The following is a 16,487-nucleotide window of genomic DNA, read 5'->3' as shown; positions in this document are numbered from 1 at the left end:
GGAACAACCCCGCCAATGCGTTAGTCGTCGATGCCTACGAACTGAACGCCGTCGATTGGCAGGCACTGCTCAAGGACGATCGGATCGCGGCGTTTATCTCGAAGGCGTCGGACGGATTGCCGGAGAGTTTCAGCTGCGCGGGGGAGCACGGTGGCGACACCTTCGCGCACTGCAAGACGATGTGGCGCAAATACGCGGTGAGTCGCGAACTTTATAACAGCCGTCGTATGATTGCCCGCCAAAACGGCCTGCTCTGGGGCGCCTACCATCTTGGGAGGCCGGGCAATCCAATCGATCAGGCGAACCACTTCCTCGAATATGCGACCCCGGGGCCGAACGACCTGATGATCCTCGATATCGAGGGACTTGATGCCAATCAGTTCATGTCGCTTGAGGACGCGCAGATCTTCGTCGGCCACATCCGGGCGAGAACGGGGCGCTATCCGATCCTCTACACCAACCATGACACCGCACGCTATATCGCCGCATATCGCCGGGACTACGGCGTCCTTGCGAGGCTGCCGCTGTGGTACGCCCGATACAAGCCTGATATCCGCAAAGTCTTCCCTTTTGGAAGCTGGCCAAACTATTTTCTCTGGCAGTTTTCGTCTGCGAGCAATTGTTCACAGCGGCGTTGTCCGTATCGCGTGCCGGGCACCTTGACCGATATCGACGTGAACGTCGCGGCGATGACCAAAGAGGAATTACGGCGTGTCTGGCCGCAAGGCGGGCTTCTGCCTCCCGCCGAACCCGACCCCCCGCTGATCCTTGCAAAGATCGAATACAGCTCGGTTCGGCTTCCAGCACCCCGGCCTGACGTGGTCGTAACGTCCTCCGTCGCGTCGTCCGACCTTTGATTCGCCCAAAGGCACATAGACCCGCGTATAGGTTATCCCTTCCTCGTCGGTATCCGTTCCTTCCCATGGGCCGATAGTCAGATCGGGATCCTAATTGCTATGGTCAGTATAGGCGTTCTCTCCAAGAGAACGCGAGAGACAGTAAGGGAACTTGCATGTTTGACGTTATCGCCGGAAGTCTAGCGATCCTGCAGCGAGCCGAACAGTTGATCGTAAATGCGCACTGGCTGATCGCGAGCGGCCTGCTTGAGGAGGGCGAGTCACTCGATCTTCACGGCGAGATCGAAAGCATGACCGCCGTTGTCCTCGCGCTGGAACAGGCGGTTTGGAGACTGCGGCATAGGTTCGGCATCTGGCCCGACATGACGCGAGTGCTTCCGGTTCATCTCACGGTGCAATAGGTTCATGCTCGTTCGCCGCGGCGGCGGCGTTCGCTTTAGCCCCACAGCTGAACTTCCTCCGCTCTGAAGGTCGACACACCGACCTCAGTGACGCGAATCGGCAGATCGGTAACGCCTCGGGTGGGGTTTGGAGCGGCATCGCAGCCGAGGCAACGGCTGCTCGTGAGCAGCCGTCGTTTGATCATTTGTCTTCTTGCGTCTTAGGCGGCGATCTCATCGATCGTCTTTTCGGAACTCCACCGTTCAATGAAGGCCGCAAGCTCTGTTGCAGTGACCGGTTTACTGAAGAAATAACCTTGAAGCTGGTCACAGCCTTCCGCTCTGAGGAACGCCACCTGCTCCGAAGTCTCGACGCCCTCCGCAGTCGTAATCATGTTCAGGCTCTGGCCGAGGCTGATGACCGACTTTACGATCGCACCGGATTTATCTTTGCCGCTCATGTCGCCGATGAACGATTTGTCGATCTTGATCTTGTCGAACGGGAACGAGTTCAGATAGCCGAGCGAGGAATACCCCGTGCCGAAATCGTCCATCGCAATCTTGACCCCGAGCGCTTTCAGTCCGTTCAGGATATCAAGGGCAGCCGTGGTGTCGTTGATCAGGACGCTCTCGGTGATTTCCAGCTCTAGCCGGCCCGGCTCGAGACCAGTTCTCTCAAGCACTTGACGGACGGTTTCAACGAGTTCCCTGTTGCGGAACTGCACGGGAGACAGGTTGACGGCGACGCGCATCTCGTCCCATTCGAGCGCCTGGCGGCAGGCCGTCTCCAGTACCCACTCGCCAATTGAAACGATGAGCCCGGTTTCTTCGGCGAGCGGAATGAATTCGGCCGGAGAGACGAGGCCCCGTGCAGGGTGACGCCAGCGTACCAGCGCTTCGACCGCAGCCACATTGCGCTTTCCGAGGTCGATCAGCGGCTGGTAGTGCACCTCGAGTTCGTTCTTCAGAACCGCCTGGCGCAGGTCGTATTCCAATGTCTTGCGCGCTTGCAGCTCGGCATCCATCTGGGCTTCGAATATCCTGTAGGTCGCGCGGCCACCCTGCTTGGCCCGGTAGAGGGCGATGTCGGCGTTCTTGAGAAGACGTTCGGGATCGCCGTCGGTGGCATCGGCAATAGCGATACCGATGCTGACGCCGATATGCAGATCCTGACCTTCGATCGTAAACGGTGCGCGCACGACCTCGATCAGCTTTCGGCTGAGCTCTTCGGCTTCCAGCGGCTGATTGACGCCAACCTGGATGATTGCGAACTCGTCACCTCCAAGCCGAGCGACGGTATCATGCATGCGGACGCAACCCATGAGACGGCTCGAGAGCTGTTGCAGGAGGAGGTCACCGGCACCGTGGCCAAGCGTGTCGTTCACTTCCTTGAAGTGATCGAGATCCAGGCAGATGATCGAAATCCGGGACGTCTGTTCGGTATTGGCAACCAGTGCAAGGTTCAACCGCTCGCGGAACAGCACCCGGTTGGGAAGGCCGGTGAGCGCGTCGTGATGCGCAAGATGCGTTGCGCGGTCCTGCGCCTCGACCTCCTCGGTGATGTCGGTGGCGGTCCCGCGGAATCCAAGGAACTCGCCGCTCGGCCCGAGAATAGTACGGCCCGCCAGCCGGCAAACCCGTGTATGGCCAGCGGCGTCGCGGTAGCAGCAGCGCAGGTCACGGAAAGACGTGTGGTCATCGGTTTCCTCGATAAGCCTTATCCATCCATCGGAATCGGCATCGCTCGAGAAGAACTGTTTGAATGTCTTGCCGAGGACGCTCGCAGCGGAAAGGCCAGTCACCTCGGTAAACCGGGCGGAGAAATAGACGAGCCGCAGCGTCTGGTCGCTCTCCCAGATCCAGTCCGAGGAGGCTTCCGCCACGTCCTTGAAGCGTGCTTCGCTTTCCTTGAGCGTTTGAGCGTAAGCTTCGACGGTTTTGGCAGATTCTTCAAGCGCCTTGGTGGAGCGGCCGGCATTGCGTACGACCAGCACGGCAAATGCCGCTAAAATAACGAGAGCGATGCCGAGCGGCGGCAAGATAAAGCGCAGGAGCTGATATCCCGGCTTTTCCGGCGACCACATGATAGAGCCAAGATAGACCCGATCTTGCGACAGCAGCGGAATGGACGCCTCGGCGCTCTCCGGCTTTTGCAGAGAAATCGTCAGCCCTGACAGGAGATAATCCTTGCTCATACGATCAAGGAACTTCTGGTCGAGACGCTTGGCGAAGACCAGCATGGTCAGATCTTTGGATTTGACGGTCTTGCGGTCAATTGACTGGGGAAGCAAGGCGCTGGCGGCTACGATGAAAATCTCATCGCCCGCCTTGATGAGGCTCGTCGTCGGATCGGTCTGAATGGACGCAACGTGAAGGAGGTCGCGAAGGCCGCGGGGCATGAGCTTGAACGCATCCACCGGCTGTGGCACGCCATCGACGAGAGCGTACACGGTCTCGCCGCCAGGGCTCACTACGAATGCCATCTCATAGCCGAGGCTTTCATAGATATTGGCGCCGATGTTTCCAACCTTGGCCGCCCACTTGAGATCGACGTTTTCGTGAAGGTGCTTGTATGTGTTTTCCCAGACCGCGTAATCGCGGAGATTGCGGCCAACCTCTCGCGCCTTCACCTGGAGCGCGGTGGTTGCGAGTTTCGTCGACGCTTCGACTTCGAAGTTGTTTTGCTGGCGTGCAGAAACCACGACAAACGCGATAACGACCGTGATTGCCACGAGCAGGACGCCCGCCATGGGAAATACAATGCGTCGTGTAAAGTCTTTTCCGGAGAATCGCGTCAAACTGGCATTGGCACCGCGCATAATTATCCTCGCTTTGGTTAAGCGAGACGTTACGGAGCAAGTACAAATGAGGTGTTAAAAGTAACAGTCCTCTTTTGATACGGTTAATAATCAATAATCGTTATTTTATATAATGAATAACTTATTTACAGTGTGTGCGATGACTGAGCCTTATCGTCGCAAAGCGGACTGAGGCCAGCCGCGGGGACGAACGCCGCCGCACCGTCAAATTCTAACATATTGACAACCTTTGCTTGGTGCCCGGTGAGGAGTATTATCTTAAGCTAAAACACAATGTTGGGAGCGGGATAAAAGAAGAAACGGCATAGGGCGAAAAAGGCTCATGCTTTTGGGAGGAAGAAATGAAATCCAGAACCCAGATCAGGGGAAGAACGTCGCGTCGCAGGTTTCTGAGCGGCGCAGCCATGGCCGGTGCGGCGATGATCGCGGCACCCAGCGTCGTCAAAGCGCAGGGGGCGGTCAGCATGCGCTGGCAGAGCACCTGGCCATCCAAGGATATCTTTCACGAATTCGCGCTTGATTTCGCAAAAAAGGTCACTGACATGACCGGCGGCGATCTCAAGATAGAGGTGCTGCCGGCGGGCGCCGTGGTGCCCGCTTTCGGCCTGCTCGACGCTGTCTCCCAAGGGACACTCGACGGCGGGCACGGCGTCGTCGCTTACCATTACGGCAAGCAGGCGGCGCTGGCGCTATGGGGCTCGGGTCCGGGCTTTGCCATGGATGCCAACATGCTGCTCGCCTGGCACAAATACGGCGGCGGCAGGGACCTTCTCCAAAAGCTCTATCAATCGATCGGAGCCAATGTCGTTTCGTTCCTCTACGGCCCGATGCCGACACAGCCGCTTGGCTGGTTCAAGAAGCCGGTGGCCAAGGTGGAGGATCTCCAAGGGTTGAAATTCCGCACTGTCGGCATTTCCATTGATGTGTTCACCGGTCTCGGTGCCGCAGTCAATGCGCTGCCGGGTGGCGAGATCGTCGCCGCATTGGACCGCGGGCTGCTTGATGCAGCCGAGTTCAACAACGCCTCGTCCGACCGGGCTCTCGGTTTCCCGGACGTTTCCAAGATCTGCATGCTGCAAAGCTTTCACCAGAATGCCGAGCAGTTCGAGGTGCTGTTCAACAAGGCGAAATACGATGCGTTGCCTGACCAGATGAAGGCGATCATCTCCAACGCCTCGGAGGCAGCTTCCCAGGATATGGCCTGGAAAGCGATCGACCGCTATTCGAAAGACTACGCGGAGATGCAAACGGTCGACAAGGTCAAGTTCTACAAGACGCCGGAAGCGATCCTCAAAAGGCAGCTGGAAGTCTACGACGAGGTCGTGAAGAAGAAGGCGGCGGAAAACCCGCTGTTCAAGGAAGTCATCGAGTCCCAGATCGCCTTTGCGGAACGGGCCACACGATGGGAACAGGATACCCTTGTCAACCGCCGGTTAGCCTTCGATCATTACTTCGGCCGCGACGGCGTTGCGAAGGAACTATAACGTCATCGCCGGTCAGCGATGATGCTCTGACGAAGATAGTCGGCTATCTCGGGGGCAGCCGTGGAGGTTCAGCAGTTTCTCATCAGGGTCGATGCGATCAGCGTATGGGTCGGCAAAGCCGCGGCCTGGCTGATTATCGGGCTGATGACGCTCGTCTGCGTCGAAGTCTTCAAGCGCTACATCATGAACATGCCGACGGCGTGGATATTCGACGCCACCAACATGCTTTACGGCACCCTGTTCATGCTCGCCGGAGCCTATGCGCTAGCGCAAAACGCCCATGTACGGGGCGACTTTCTGTACAGCTCGCTCAGGCCCCGAATACAGGCGACGCTCGACCTGATCCTTTATATCCTCTTCTTCCTGCCGGGCGTCGCGGCGCTCATCTATGCCGGTTATGACTATGCGGCGCTGTCCTGGCGGATCGGCGAGCATTCGACCGTTACCGCCGAAGGCCCGCCGATCTACTACTTCAAGACCATCATTCCGATAGCGGGCGCGCTCGTGATGCTGCAGGGGCTCGCCGAGATCGCGCGCTGCGTCGTCTGCCTGAGGACCGGCGAATGGCCAGCCCGGCTCAAGGATGTGGAGGAGATCGACGTCGTCGCCGAGCAACTTGCCCATAGCGAGCACATAGATGCCGAGACCCGCGAGGCCGCGATCGAGCGCGCCCAGGATATCGACAGGGCCGCCAGGCAGCGGGGACTGGGTGGAGATATCGAAACGTGAGCGATCCGTTCCTCGGACTGACGATGCTAGCTCTCATCGTGGTCGTTATCGTGATGGGCTTCCCGACAGCCTTCACGCTGATGGGGCTCGGCATGGTCTTCGGCTTCTACGCGTTCTACAATCCCGCCGAACATTGGATCGACAATCGCGTCTTCGACCTGATGGTTCAGCGCACCTATGGTGCGATGACCAACGACGTCCTGGTCTCGATCCCGCTCTTCGTGCTGATGGGCTACGTGATGGAGCGCGGCGCGCTGGTCGACAAGATGTTCTACAGCATCCAGCTTTCGTTCCGGCGCGTGCCCGCCTCGCTTGCCGTAGCGACGCTGATTATCTGCACCTTCTGGGGCATCGCCAGCGGCCTCGTAGGCGCCGTGGTGGTGCTGATGGGCGTCATCGCAATGAGCCCGATGCTGCGCGCCGGCTATGACGTCAAGCTTGCTTCCGGGGTGATCACTGCCGGTGGCACGCTGGGCATTCTGATCCCGCCATCGGTGATGATCATCGTCTACGCCGCCGTTGCGGGACAATCGGTGGTCAAACTCTATGCCGCCACCATGTTTCCCGGCTTCTTCCTGGCGTTTCTCTATCTCGTCTACGTTCTCGCCTGGGCGATGATCAATCCGAAGATCGCGCCCGCCTTGCCCGAGGAACAGACGAGAGTTCCGGTGGCCGCCTGGATGAGACGCTTTCAGGGACTCTATTCAAACAACATGCTCGTCGGGCTTCTCCGTGCATTGGTCTCACCATCAAAGGCGATGGCGATCGAGACGGACGAGGGACGGCTCACCTATTGGAAGCTGGTCAAGAATACCTTCGCCGCGCTAGTGCCTTTGTCGCTGACGGCATTCACCCTGGCTCTCGTCTGGTGGTATGTCGTCATCCACCCGCAGGCCTCGGCGGAGGCGGAAGTGCCGGAAGGGCTGGAAGAGCTCGGCGGACCCGCAGCGGATGCCGGCCCGGCGGTGATAAACGGGCCGTCAACCAGCTTCTACCTGACGTTCGGGATCATTGCTGTCATCGCGGCGGCGGTCCTCGTGCGCTACTACAGGAATATGAATGCTGAGCGGCTGCAGGTGGTGAAGCTGCTGGCTTCGTCGGTCATGCCGCTCGGAATCCTGACCGTAGTCGTGCTCGCAGTCATTCTGTTCGGCATCACGACGGCCACCGAGTCCGCCGCGGTCGGTGCCGCCGGCGCTTTCTTGCTGGCGTTCCAGGCCCGGACGCTCAACTGGAAACGCACCAAAGAGGCGGTGTTCCTCACGGCGAAGACCACTGCCATGGTCTGCTGGCTCTTCGTCGGCTCGGCACTCTTCTCCGCCGTCTTCGCCATTCTCGGCGGCCAGGCGCTCATCGAGCAGTGGGTGCTGTCGCTCAATATGACGCCCGTGCAGTTCATGATCCTCTCGCAGGCGATCATCTTCATCCTCGGCTGGCCGCTCGAATGGACGGAGATCATCATCATCTTCGTGCCGATCTTCCTGCCGATGCTCAGGCACTTCGATATCGATCCGATACTCTGGGGGGTGCTCGTCTTCGTCAACTTGCAGGCGGCGTTCCTGTCGCCGCCGGTGGCGATGTCGGCCTATTACCTCAAGGGCGTCTCGCCACCGCACGTCACGCTCAACCAGATCTTTGCAGGCATGATGCCCTATATGCTGATCGTCATTCTCTGCATGGTGATCATGTATGTCTGGCCGGGCATGACACTCTGGCTTCCGGCCTATCTCTACGACTAACAGACATTGCCGTTTGCCGCACCCTGCCGCGCCGTGGCCCGTCAGTGCACCTCAATGCGGGCGATTTCTGCCCCGGCCTGCAGATAATCGCCGACATTGGCGGCGATGCGGATCGTTCCGGAGGACGAAGCGGTTACCTGGGTTTCCATCTTCATCGCTTCCATCACCGCTATCAGGTCGCCCGCCTCAACGGCGGCGCCGTCCTCGACCTTGAAGGCCTGCAGCGTACCGGAAACCGGCGAGGTGACGCTCCCCGCACCTTCCGACGCAACGGTCGTCGCCATGCCTTGAACAGAGGGCTGTCCGAGACCGGCGAGAAGCATGGCTGGAATACCGAGTTCATGGCGCTTTCCGTCGATTTCGACATGGGTGCGGATCAGCGAGGTCTCGGCTGGCTGCTCCGGGCGCTTCTCGGCTTCGGGCATGGCGGCGAAATCGGTCTCGATCCAGCGCGTGTGGACGTTGAAGCCGTTCTCGCCGGTGAAGTCGATGGATTCGATTGCCGCGCGATGGAAAGGAAGGACGGTCGCGACCCCTTCGATGCGGAATTCCCGCAAGGCCCGGCGCGCCCGGTTCAGCGCCTCCTCGCGAGTAGCGCCGGTCACGATCAGCTTCGCCATCAGCGAGTCGAAGGTGCCGGGAACGGTCGAGCCGGCAACGACGCCGCTATCGAGGCGTACGCCTGGCCCGGACGGTGCCTCGAACATGGAGATCGTGCCGGGCGTCGGTAGGAAGCCGCGGCCGGGATCTTCGGCATTGATGCGGAATTCGATCGAATGGCCGCGCGGCACAGTCGTTTCGGTGAAGCGGAGCGGCAGGCCCTCGGCAATCCGAAACTGTTCGATGACGATATCGATGCCCGTCGTTTCCTCGGTAACCGGATGTTCGACCTGCAGGCGAGTGTTGACCTCGAGGAAGGAGATCGTGCCGTCGACGCCAAGCAGGAATTCGACCGTACCGGCACCCGAATAGCCGGCGGCGGCGCAAATCTTCCTCGCCGCCTCGTGAATGGATAGCCGCTGGGCATCGCTGAGGAAGGGGGCGGGGGCCTCCTCGACAAGTTTCTGATTACGCCGCTGCAGCGAGCAGTCGCGGGTGCCGAGCACCAGAACATTGCCGTGCTTGTCGGCGAGCACCTGCGCTTCGATGTGGCGCGGCCGGTCGAGAAAGCGTTCGAGGAAACATTCGCCGCGGCCGAAGGCGGCCTTTGCTTCGCGCACCGCCGATTCATAGAGTTCGGCCACCTCGTCCATCTTCCATGCGACCTTCAAGCCGCGCCCGCCGCCGCCGTGGGCGGCCTTGATCGCAACCGGGAAGCCGTGCTTTTCGGCAAAAGCAATGACTTCAGCCGCGGTCCCGACGGTGCCGTCGCTGCCGGCAACCAGGGGAGCGCCGACGCTGGTTGCGATCCGCCGGGCCTCGACCTTGTCTCCCAGTGCCTCGATGACATGCGGATCCGGGCCGATCCAGATGAGACCCGAATCGATGACCGCGCGGGCGAACTCCGCCCGTTCCGAGAGGAAGCCATAGCCCGGATGCACCGCATCTGCGCCGGAGCGTCTGGCGATATCGATCAACTTGTCGATGTCGAGATAGGTCTCGATTGGTCGCGCGCCGGAGAGCCCGTAAGCTTCGTCCGCCAGCCGAACGAAGAGGGCGTCCATGTCCGGATCGGCATAGACCGCCACCGATTGCAAGCCGTAGTCGCGGCAGGCGCGGATGATGCGCACCGCGATCTCGCCGCGATTGGCAATCAGGACTCTCTTCATGGGTGGCTCCTCACGTCTTTTATCGGGCCGGGATCTCACGCCTTGGCAGGCCGTATTTCGGCGAAGGCAGTTATGGGCCGGAAGCGTATCTTTGCATTGACCGGGATCTGTCCCGCGAGATCGAGATGGTATTCGGCGACCGTGCCGATCACCGGGTAGCCGCCCGTCAGCGGATGGTCGGCGAGGAAGAGCACCGGCTGGCCGCTGTGCGGCACCTGGATCGCTCCCGTCGCCGTGCCCTCGCTCGGCAGTTCCGCCTTGTCCCTGCGCTCCAGCGGCACGTCGCCGGAAAGCCGGATTCCGACGCGGTTCGACTGCGGCGTCACCTGCCAGAGTTGCGCGGAAAGGTTTGAAATCCCGGCCTCGGTGAACCAGTCGCTGCGCGGACCCATGACAACATCGAGCGTCACGGTATCGCCCGGTGCCGGATGCTCGGAGGCCGGGGCCTCGGTCACGGAAACCGCTTTAAGAGCTTTGGTCTGCGTGCCGACGGTCAGCACCGCACCGGCTGTCACCGCTTCGGGGCCAACGACCGCAAGCGTATCCGTGGCGGCGCTCCCCAGAACCGGCCTTACGGCAAAGCCGCCGCGCACGGCAAGGTAGCTGCGCATGCCTCGCTGCGGATGCCCGAGGGTGACGACGTCGCCGGGCTCCAGCGCGATCGGCTGATAGGTCTCAACCGGAATGGTCCGGCCGGCGGTGTCGCGAATCGTGATCGGGCAGGGCGCGCCGGTGACCGCCACCACCGCGCGTCCCGAAATTTCGAACGAGAAACCGCCGAGCGTGATTTCGAGACAGGGGGAATCGATCGGATTGCCGACCACGCGATTGGCCGCCTTCAACGCGCCTTTGTCGAGCGCGCCGGATGCCGAAACGCCCTGGCCGGTCTTGCCGAAACGTCCGAGATCCTGGAACAGCGCCGGCATCGGCGCGGCGAGAACCTTGAGCGTCAAGGCGTCTGAGACCGACCGGCTCACCGGTTTGGCAGGTTTTGGGGTCACGGCCGTCGGTGTCGTCGGGGCGTGTTTCTTCGCAAGATCGAAGAATCGCACCCGATAGCCGGGCTGGAACAATGCGGGCGGGTCGCGCGAAAGATCCCACATCTTTTCCGGCGTGGTGCCGATGATCTGCCAGCCGCCCGGGCTCGCCTGCGGATAGACGCCGCTGAAGGCGCCGGCCAAGGCCACCGAGCCCGCCGGAATCCTCGTGCGCGGGCTTTGGCGGCGTGGCACCTGGAGCGCCGGATCACCGCCGACGAGATAGCCGAAGCCCGGCGCGAAGCCGCAGAAGGCGACAGTGAACTCGCTTTCCGTGTGGCGGCGGATGACGTCCTCGACCGACAGGCCAGTGAGGTTTGCAACATCCTCAAGGTCCTCGCCGTCATAGCGGACGGGGATCTCGATCAGCTTGTCGGAGGGCGCAAGGCGGGCGGAAAGATCGCGCCTGCCGATCTCGCCTGCCAGCTTTTCCGCCGTTAGTTTTTCCAGCCGGAAGCGGATCATCAGCGTGCGGGCTGCCGGTATCATCTCCTCGATGCCCTCCACTGGATCGCCCTTGAGTGAGGCAAAAAGCGCCAGCGTCTTGTCAAGATCGGCGAGTTCGACAAGCAGGGTTGTCAGGCTGACGGGCAGAAAACGCATCGTCACCTCAGCCGTGGCCTTGATCAGGCGGAAAGAAAGGAGCGGACGGTGATGCCGTCGGCCTCGAAGGAGCGGCGGATTTCCCGGGCGATGGCGACTGCGCTGGGGTTGTCGCCATGCACGCAGATCGACTGTGCGTCGATCTTGATCGTGGTGCCGTCGATCGCTTCCAGCGTGCCCTCATGAGCGAGCTGCAGCATGCGGCGTGCGATGAGCTGGGCATCGTGCAGCACGGCGCCCGCCTCGCGTCGCGAGAGAAGCTGGCCGTCCGGAGTATAGGCGCGGTCGGCGAAAGCCTCGGCGACGACCGTGAGGCCAGCCTCCCGTGCAAGAACGAGGATCGGCGCGTTGGCAAGCCCCATCAGCACCAGCGATGGGTCGACAGCCTTGATGGCGTCGATCACGGCCTGTCCCTGTTTCGGGTCATAGGCGATGCGGTTGTAGAGTGCGCCGTGCGGCTTGACATAACCGACCGCCACCCCGGCGGCGGCGGCAAGGCCCTTCAGTGCGCCGATCTGGTAGATGACATCGGCGATCAGTTCGGCGCTGGTGACATCCATGTCGCGGCGGCCGAAGCCGACGCGATCGGGATAGGAGACATGCGCCCCGACCGAAACGCCCTTTTCAGCCGCGGCCCGTACGGTCTTCAAGATGCCTATCGGGTCGCCGGCATGAAAACCACAGGCAACGTTGGCGCTGGAGACAATCGAAAGCATCGCCTGATCGTCGCCCATGGTCCAGGCGCTGTAGCTTTCTCCGAGATCACTGTTCAGATCGATGGCGGTCATATTTGGTCTCCTTAGCGGACAGTCGAAGGCAAAGATAGGGCCGATCGGGTTGTCGCCGCACGGGGCCTAACTGGGCCAGCGTCGATGCAGCGTTGGTCTCAATCCGCGAGGATTCTGCGTTTTGGCCTAAGCTCCCAGCATCGCATCGATCTGAGCGATCAGCGCCGTGTAGGTTTCGATATTCCGGCGGTACTCCGCCTTGATACGCTCAGTGATATTTGCAAGCGGGCCGCTCCCTTCCGCCTGAAAGTGCTGGATCTCCTTTTCGTCCATCGTCTTCAGATGGTCCTCATGTTCCTTGATCTTCTGTTCGTACTCGGATCGCAGATCTTCTAAGTCCATGTCATCCTCCTACGTTAACCCATCCCAGTCACGGAGACGCGCCGCACGTTCACGTTTCCTTTGGCTGAAAGCTTACTGAAAGCTGAGCTTGATAACAATGCGGACGGATGGTGGAGGAGACACGAGCCCGTGCTTTATTGGCGATGCTTCAGACCAATTCGGCGTGGTGGTTGAGAGTTGCAGTCCTGGACTCCTCTCGGGGAGGGCCGAAACAACCCTCCCATTTTTCTAGGGCTCCGGGCTTCCCGCCAAAATGTGCAGTCCTAGTTGATGGCGTGGAGATGTAATCTTCGGTAAGAAGTCCTGCATATTACCGAATTGGAAAAAGACGAGCCCTCCGCAGGGATCGCAAACCGGTGGAATCTGTGACCACGGACGCAACGCCGACAGACAACGACACAGCCATCAAGACAGAGTCTGGTCCAGCTGCCGATGCAACGCCCGGAAACGACGCGACCGAGCCGTTGCCGTCACCTTTTGAGCGCAGCAGGCGCGCGGTTCGGGAACTTGCGCATGCATTGCGCCATGACCTCGGTTTGACATTTCGTCGCGGTGCCAGACGGTTCCTCACTGCGGCCAGGACGCTCAGGGAAAGAGCAGGTAACGTCGATGTCCCAGAAGCAAGAGCCAGATTCATAGCCGCTTCACGCTCCGTCGCCTCTCGGTCAAGGAGGATGTTCGCGGGCATGATCGCCTCCCGGCCGCGGCTTCGCTCCTGGAAGGGTCTGTTTGCCCTGGGTTCGCTAGGCTGCATCCTGCTCGTGGCCGGTGTCCTGATCTGGGCGTTGAAGGACGTCCCCTGGCGCGAGATCGCAGACGGCTCCTTGAAGCCCACGATCTTTCTTGAAACGGCAGACGGCCAGCCGCTCGTCCGGCAGGGGAGGTTTCAAGGCCGGTATGCGCGTTATGAGGAATTTCCTCCGCACCTGATCGATGCCGTGCTCTCGATCGAGGACCGGCGGTTCCCGGATCATTACGGAATAGACCTCAGGGGCATCTCACGCGCCATGCTCCGTAACCTGCAGGCCGGCGAAATCGTCGAGGGCGGCAGCACTATCACGCAACAGCTTATCAAGATCCTCTATCTCGAAAGCGATCGGACGCTGAAGCGCAAGATCCAGGAAGTGGTCGTTGCCTTCTGGTTGGAATGGAAGCTCGGCAAGCGGGAGATTCTTACACGCTACCTGAACTCGGTCTATCTTGGCGCAGGCGCGACCGGCATGCCGGCGGCAGCGCGGATCTATTTCGACAAGGATATTGGTGCGCTCGACATTCGCGAGTCAGCAATGCTCGCCGGCCTCCTGCAGGCACCGAGCCAGCTGAACCCGATCGACAATTTCGAGGGCGCCCGGCGGCGAACCGCGACCGTACTCGACGCAATGGTTGCAAACGGCAAGCTCAAGGAGGGCGAGGCGGCGGCTGCGAAGGCCGAATTCACTGCCTTGCACCCGACCCCACCGGCGCCACGCCTGGGCAGCTGGTTCGCCGATTGGATATCGAGCCAGGCCGGCGAGATCGCGGGTTCTTCGGTCAGTTCAGTGACGGTACGCACCACTTTGGTGCCGCGTCTCCAGCGCGCCGCAGAAGAGGTGATCAAGCGTGCGCTCGATGAAGATGGAAAAGCGCTCGGCGCATCGCAAGCCGCATTGGTGGCCATGACGCCCGACGGCGCGGTTGTCGCAATGGTCGGGGGCCGCGATTATAGGGCGAGCCAGTTCAACCGGGCTGTCACGGCAATGCGCCAGCCAGGCTCCACCTTCAAGCTGTTCGTCTACTATGCTGCCTTGAAGCAGGGCATCAGTTTGAGCGATCGCGTCTACGATAGGCCGATCAAGGTCGATGGCTGGGCCCCGGAGAATTCTGGAGGTCGCTACCGTGGCGTGGTCACCGTTGCGGAAGCATTTGCTCGCTCCCTCAACGCCGCGACCGTCGTGCTCGCGCAGCACGTGGGAATGGAGAATGTCGCTGCGGCAGCCAGGGAGCTGGGCATCGACGCGCCTCTCAACCCGGTGCCGGCACTCGCGCTCGGGGCGTCGGAGGTCAGCTTGCTCGATCTGACGGGCGCCTACGCGTCCGTTCGCTGGGGGAGCGCTCCCGTGGAGCCATGGGGCGTGATCGACTTTCAAGCTGCGACGGAGCCCCAGGCTTTCCGGGTGGGTCCGCAGGTGACGCCGTCAGTCGATCTTTCCGCCTATCGCGATGACCTCTCTACGCTTCTTCAACTGGTGGTGGAGCGAGGTACCGGACGCGAAGCTTCGCCGGGTTTCTTTGCTGCCGGGAAGACGGGCACCAGCCAGAATAACCGCGACGCCTGGTTTGTTGGCTTTACGGACTCATTAGTCGCGGGCGTCTGGGTCGGCAATGATGACGATACGCCGATGAAAGGGGTAACGGGTGGCGCATTGCCTGCTCGGATATGGCGCGAATTCATGCAGGCTGCGATGGCCAGCCCCTCTACGCTCGATGGCTCCGGGGCGGAGATATTGACGGGCGAACAGCAACCCGCTGCTTCGTGCAATATTCGCGCCTGCTCGCGAAGCTATCGTTCCTTCCGCGCCTCGGATTGCACGTACCAGCCCTATCGCGGCGAACGGCGTCTCTGCGAAAAATAATGGTCCGGCGCCCACTCTTCGTACTTAAGCGTAGACATCCTTGATCGCGTCCAGGGGGCCTTTCAGCGCCGTGCGCGGATGGACCAGCTCCGGCTGGATGAGGTGAATTTTGTTCGTGGGGCGATGCTCGGCGATAAGCTCGAATGCCTTCTCGAGCATGCTCTCGATGTTCTGCCTGATCATGATGACGGGGAAGGGCAGGAATGAGCCGAAGGGATCATAATCGTAGCAGCCAACGACGATGTCGGCGAAGGTCTCGTGGGGATGCTGGGCCATGAAGCGGAGCAGGCCCTCGAAGTTGATCGACGAGTTGATGAAGAGCCCGCGTGGCAACTTTCCTTGGCGCTCGTAGAAGGTCTCGAAGGCTCTTTGCGTCATCGCTGGCGAATAGCCGGTCGGCTGAATGCAGGCGTCGGTATCGCCTCCCAGCAAAGCTGATTTGACATCGCGAAAGCCTCTTATGCGTTCCCGGCTGGCATGATCGTTGCGTCCGCCAAACAAGAATAGCTCCTCGGGCTTCAGAGGGCGGGTGGGATCGAAACGCCGGATGATCGCCTCGGTCAGCATCCGGGCGCCTTCGTAGTTGTCGCTGATGACAGATGGCGCCTTGGTTCCCGGTAGGTCGATGTTGATGTGGCGGATGCCGGCGGCTTCGCAGAGGGTGTGAACGCTATCGGGATCGGTCGCACCGGTGATGAACAGCTCGTCGATCGAATAGGAGATCAGCGTTTCGACCGTCGCAAGTTCCTCCTTCGGATCGCGCGAGGCGCTGACGACGATGGGACATTTGCCGCGGCTGCGCACCTGCGCCTCGAAGGTCTGCGCCATGGATGAGAAGTAGCGGTTGTCGTACACAGGCAGAAGCAGCCCAACGAGGCCGGAGCGCGAATGGCGCAGACCGCGGGCCTGAAGGTTCGCCGTATATTGGTGCTGTTCAGCCAGGTTTTGAATGAGTGCGGCCGTGCTTTCCGCGATCCGCCGTTTGCGCCAGGTGCCGTTCAGCACGGCGCTGACCGTCGAGGCCGAGCAACCGGACAGGACCGAGAGATCATAGATCGTAGCCTTCTTTTTGCCCTGCTGCTTCATGCCGTCCTCCCGACATCTCCTCTATTGCCAATTTCCCCTTGACCAAAGCTTAAATTCAAATGATATTACTTGCACCATCGATTGTGCAAGAGGGAAAACGACTTGCGCCATCGAGGTCCGCTTGAGGAGGCGGCGAATTGGAGGACATGATTTTCCGCATAGATCGGAACTGAAACTTGGCACGCCAATTGGCGGCCGAAGGCGTGTTCCTGCGCGGAACGTTCGGAGGAGGAGAAGCATGA

General features: G+C 60.7%; 12 protein-coding genes. 6 read left to right on the top strand and 6 right to left on the bottom strand.

Translation table 11 applies throughout. From position 1 onward, the window contains the following. Positions 1-857 (top strand): glycoside hydrolase family 25 protein (locus ACPYOI_RS29475; protein ID WP_481423729.1); only part of this gene is annotated, 857 nt, incomplete at its 5' end. A 155-nt stretch (positions 858-1,012) separates the two neighbouring features. Beyond that, positions 1,013-1,258 carry a hypothetical protein gene (locus ACPYOI_RS29470; protein WP_481414493.1) on the top strand — a complete coding sequence of 82 codons (246 nt, stop codon included), beginning with the start codon at positions 1,013-1,015 and terminating at the stop codon, positions 1,256-1,258. Positions 1,259-1,458: 200 nt separating this feature from the next. On the opposite strand, the gene ACPYOI_RS29465 is transcribed toward ACPYOI_RS29470, so the two are convergent. Continuing rightward, a complete protein-coding gene (locus ACPYOI_RS29465; RefSeq protein WP_481414492.1) occupies positions 1,459-4,056 on the bottom strand; it encodes a bifunctional diguanylate cyclase/phosphodiesterase in 2,598 nt (865 codons plus the stop codon). A gap of 341 nt (positions 4,057-4,397) precedes the next feature. On the opposite strand from ACPYOI_RS29465, the gene ACPYOI_RS29460 reads away from it, so the two are divergent. The 3 genes from ACPYOI_RS29460 to ACPYOI_RS29450 are packed head-to-tail and all read left to right on the top strand — an operon-like array spanning position 4,398 to position 8,008. After that, the gene (locus ACPYOI_RS29460; RefSeq protein WP_481414491.1) at positions 4,398-5,540 is read left to right on the top strand and encodes a TRAP transporter substrate-binding protein; all 1,143 of its coding nucleotides are present in this window, start codon (positions 4,398-4,400) and stop codon (positions 5,538-5,540) included. Positions 5,541-5,600: 60 nt separating this feature from the next. Then, a complete protein-coding gene (locus tag ACPYOI_RS29455) occupies positions 5,601-6,269 on the top strand; it encodes a TRAP transporter small permease subunit (RefSeq protein ID WP_481414490.1) in 669 nt (222 codons plus the stop codon). Next, on the top strand, positions 6,266-8,008 hold the full coding sequence (locus ACPYOI_RS29450) for a TRAP transporter large permease (protein ID WP_481414489.1): 1,743 nt from the start codon (positions 6,266-6,268) through the stop codon (positions 8,006-8,008). Before ACPYOI_RS29455 ends, ACPYOI_RS29450 begins: the two co-directional genes overlap by 4 nt. Positions 8,009-8,049: 41 nt before the next feature. Here ACPYOI_RS29450 and ACPYOI_RS29445 read toward each other — a convergent pair whose 3' ends face one another. The 4 genes from ACPYOI_RS29445 to ACPYOI_RS29430 form a co-directional block, all read right to left on the bottom strand. After that, positions 8,050-9,777, bottom strand: coding sequence for an acetyl/propionyl/methylcrotonyl-CoA carboxylase subunit alpha (locus tag ACPYOI_RS29445; RefSeq protein WP_481414488.1), 1,728 nt, complete (start codon positions 9,775-9,777; stop codon positions 8,050-8,052). Between the two features lie 35 nt (positions 9,778-9,812). Further along, the gene (locus ACPYOI_RS29440; RefSeq protein ID WP_481423728.1) at positions 9,813-11,417 is read right to left on the bottom strand and encodes a 5-oxoprolinase subunit B/C family protein; all 1,605 of its coding nucleotides are present in this window, start codon (positions 11,415-11,417) and stop codon (positions 9,813-9,815) included. Between the two features lie 23 nt (positions 11,418-11,440). Next, positions 11,441-12,205 (bottom strand): LamB/YcsF family protein, encoded by a 765-nt coding sequence (locus ACPYOI_RS29435; protein ID WP_481414486.1) that lies wholly within the window; start codon positions 12,203-12,205, stop codon positions 11,441-11,443. A 126-nt stretch (positions 12,206-12,331) separates the two neighbouring features. After that, positions 12,332-12,547 (bottom strand): hypothetical protein, encoded by a 216-nt coding sequence (locus ACPYOI_RS29430; RefSeq protein WP_481414485.1) that lies wholly within the window; start codon positions 12,545-12,547, stop codon positions 12,332-12,334. Positions 12,548-13,233: 686 nt separating this feature from the next. Here ACPYOI_RS29430 and ACPYOI_RS29425 point away from each other — a divergent pair. Then, positions 13,234-15,159, top strand: coding sequence for a PBP1A family penicillin-binding protein (locus tag ACPYOI_RS29425; RefSeq protein ID WP_481414484.1), 1,926 nt, complete (start codon positions 13,234-13,236; stop codon positions 15,157-15,159). Positions 15,160-15,183: 24 nt separating this feature from the next. On the opposite strand, the gene ACPYOI_RS29420 is transcribed toward ACPYOI_RS29425, so the two are convergent. Beyond that, complete coding sequence (locus tag ACPYOI_RS29420) at positions 15,184-16,245, bottom strand: LacI family DNA-binding transcriptional regulator (protein ID WP_481414483.1); 1,062 nt, start codon at positions 16,243-16,245, stop codon at positions 15,184-15,186. Positions 16,246-16,487: the final 242 nt, after the last annotated feature.

Source organism: Rhizobium sp. SVR5-2C, assembly GCF_056755115.1.
This window is presented reverse-complemented; position numbering and strand designations above follow the sequence as displayed.

Excerpts from the sequence above, each read along its gene's own strand:
- ACPYOI_RS29470 (WP_481414493.1), top strand. The coding sequence starts at position 1,013 with ATGTTTGACGTTATCGCCGGAAGTCTAGCGATCCTGCAGCGAGCCGAA.
- ACPYOI_RS29465 (WP_481414492.1), bottom strand. The coding sequence starts at position 4,056 with ATGCGCGGTGCCAATGCCAGTTTGACGCGATTCTCCGGAAAAGACTTT.
- ACPYOI_RS29460 (WP_481414491.1), top strand. The coding sequence starts at position 4,398 with ATGAAATCCAGAACCCAGATCAGGGGAAGAACGTCGCGTCGCAGGTTT.
- ACPYOI_RS29445 (WP_481414488.1), bottom strand. The coding sequence starts at position 9,777 with ATGAAGAGAGTCCTGATTGCCAATCGCGGCGAGATCGCGGTGCGCATC.
- ACPYOI_RS29440 (WP_481423728.1), bottom strand. The coding sequence starts at position 11,417 with ATGCGTTTTCTGCCCGTCAGCCTGACAACCCTGCTTGTCGAACTCGCC.
- ACPYOI_RS29435 (WP_481414486.1), bottom strand. The coding sequence starts at position 12,205 with ATGACCGCCATCGATCTGAACAGTGATCTCGGAGAAAGCTACAGCGCC.
- ACPYOI_RS29430 (WP_481414485.1), bottom strand. The coding sequence starts at position 12,547 with ATGGACTTAGAAGATCTGCGATCCGAGTACGAACAGAAGATCAAGGAA.
- ACPYOI_RS29425 (WP_481414484.1), top strand. The coding sequence starts at position 13,234 with ATGATCGCCTCCCGGCCGCGGCTTCGCTCCTGGAAGGGTCTGTTTGCC.
- ACPYOI_RS29420 (WP_481414483.1), bottom strand. The coding sequence starts at position 16,245 with ATGAAGCAGCAGGGCAAAAAGAAGGCTACGATCTATGATCTCTCGGTC.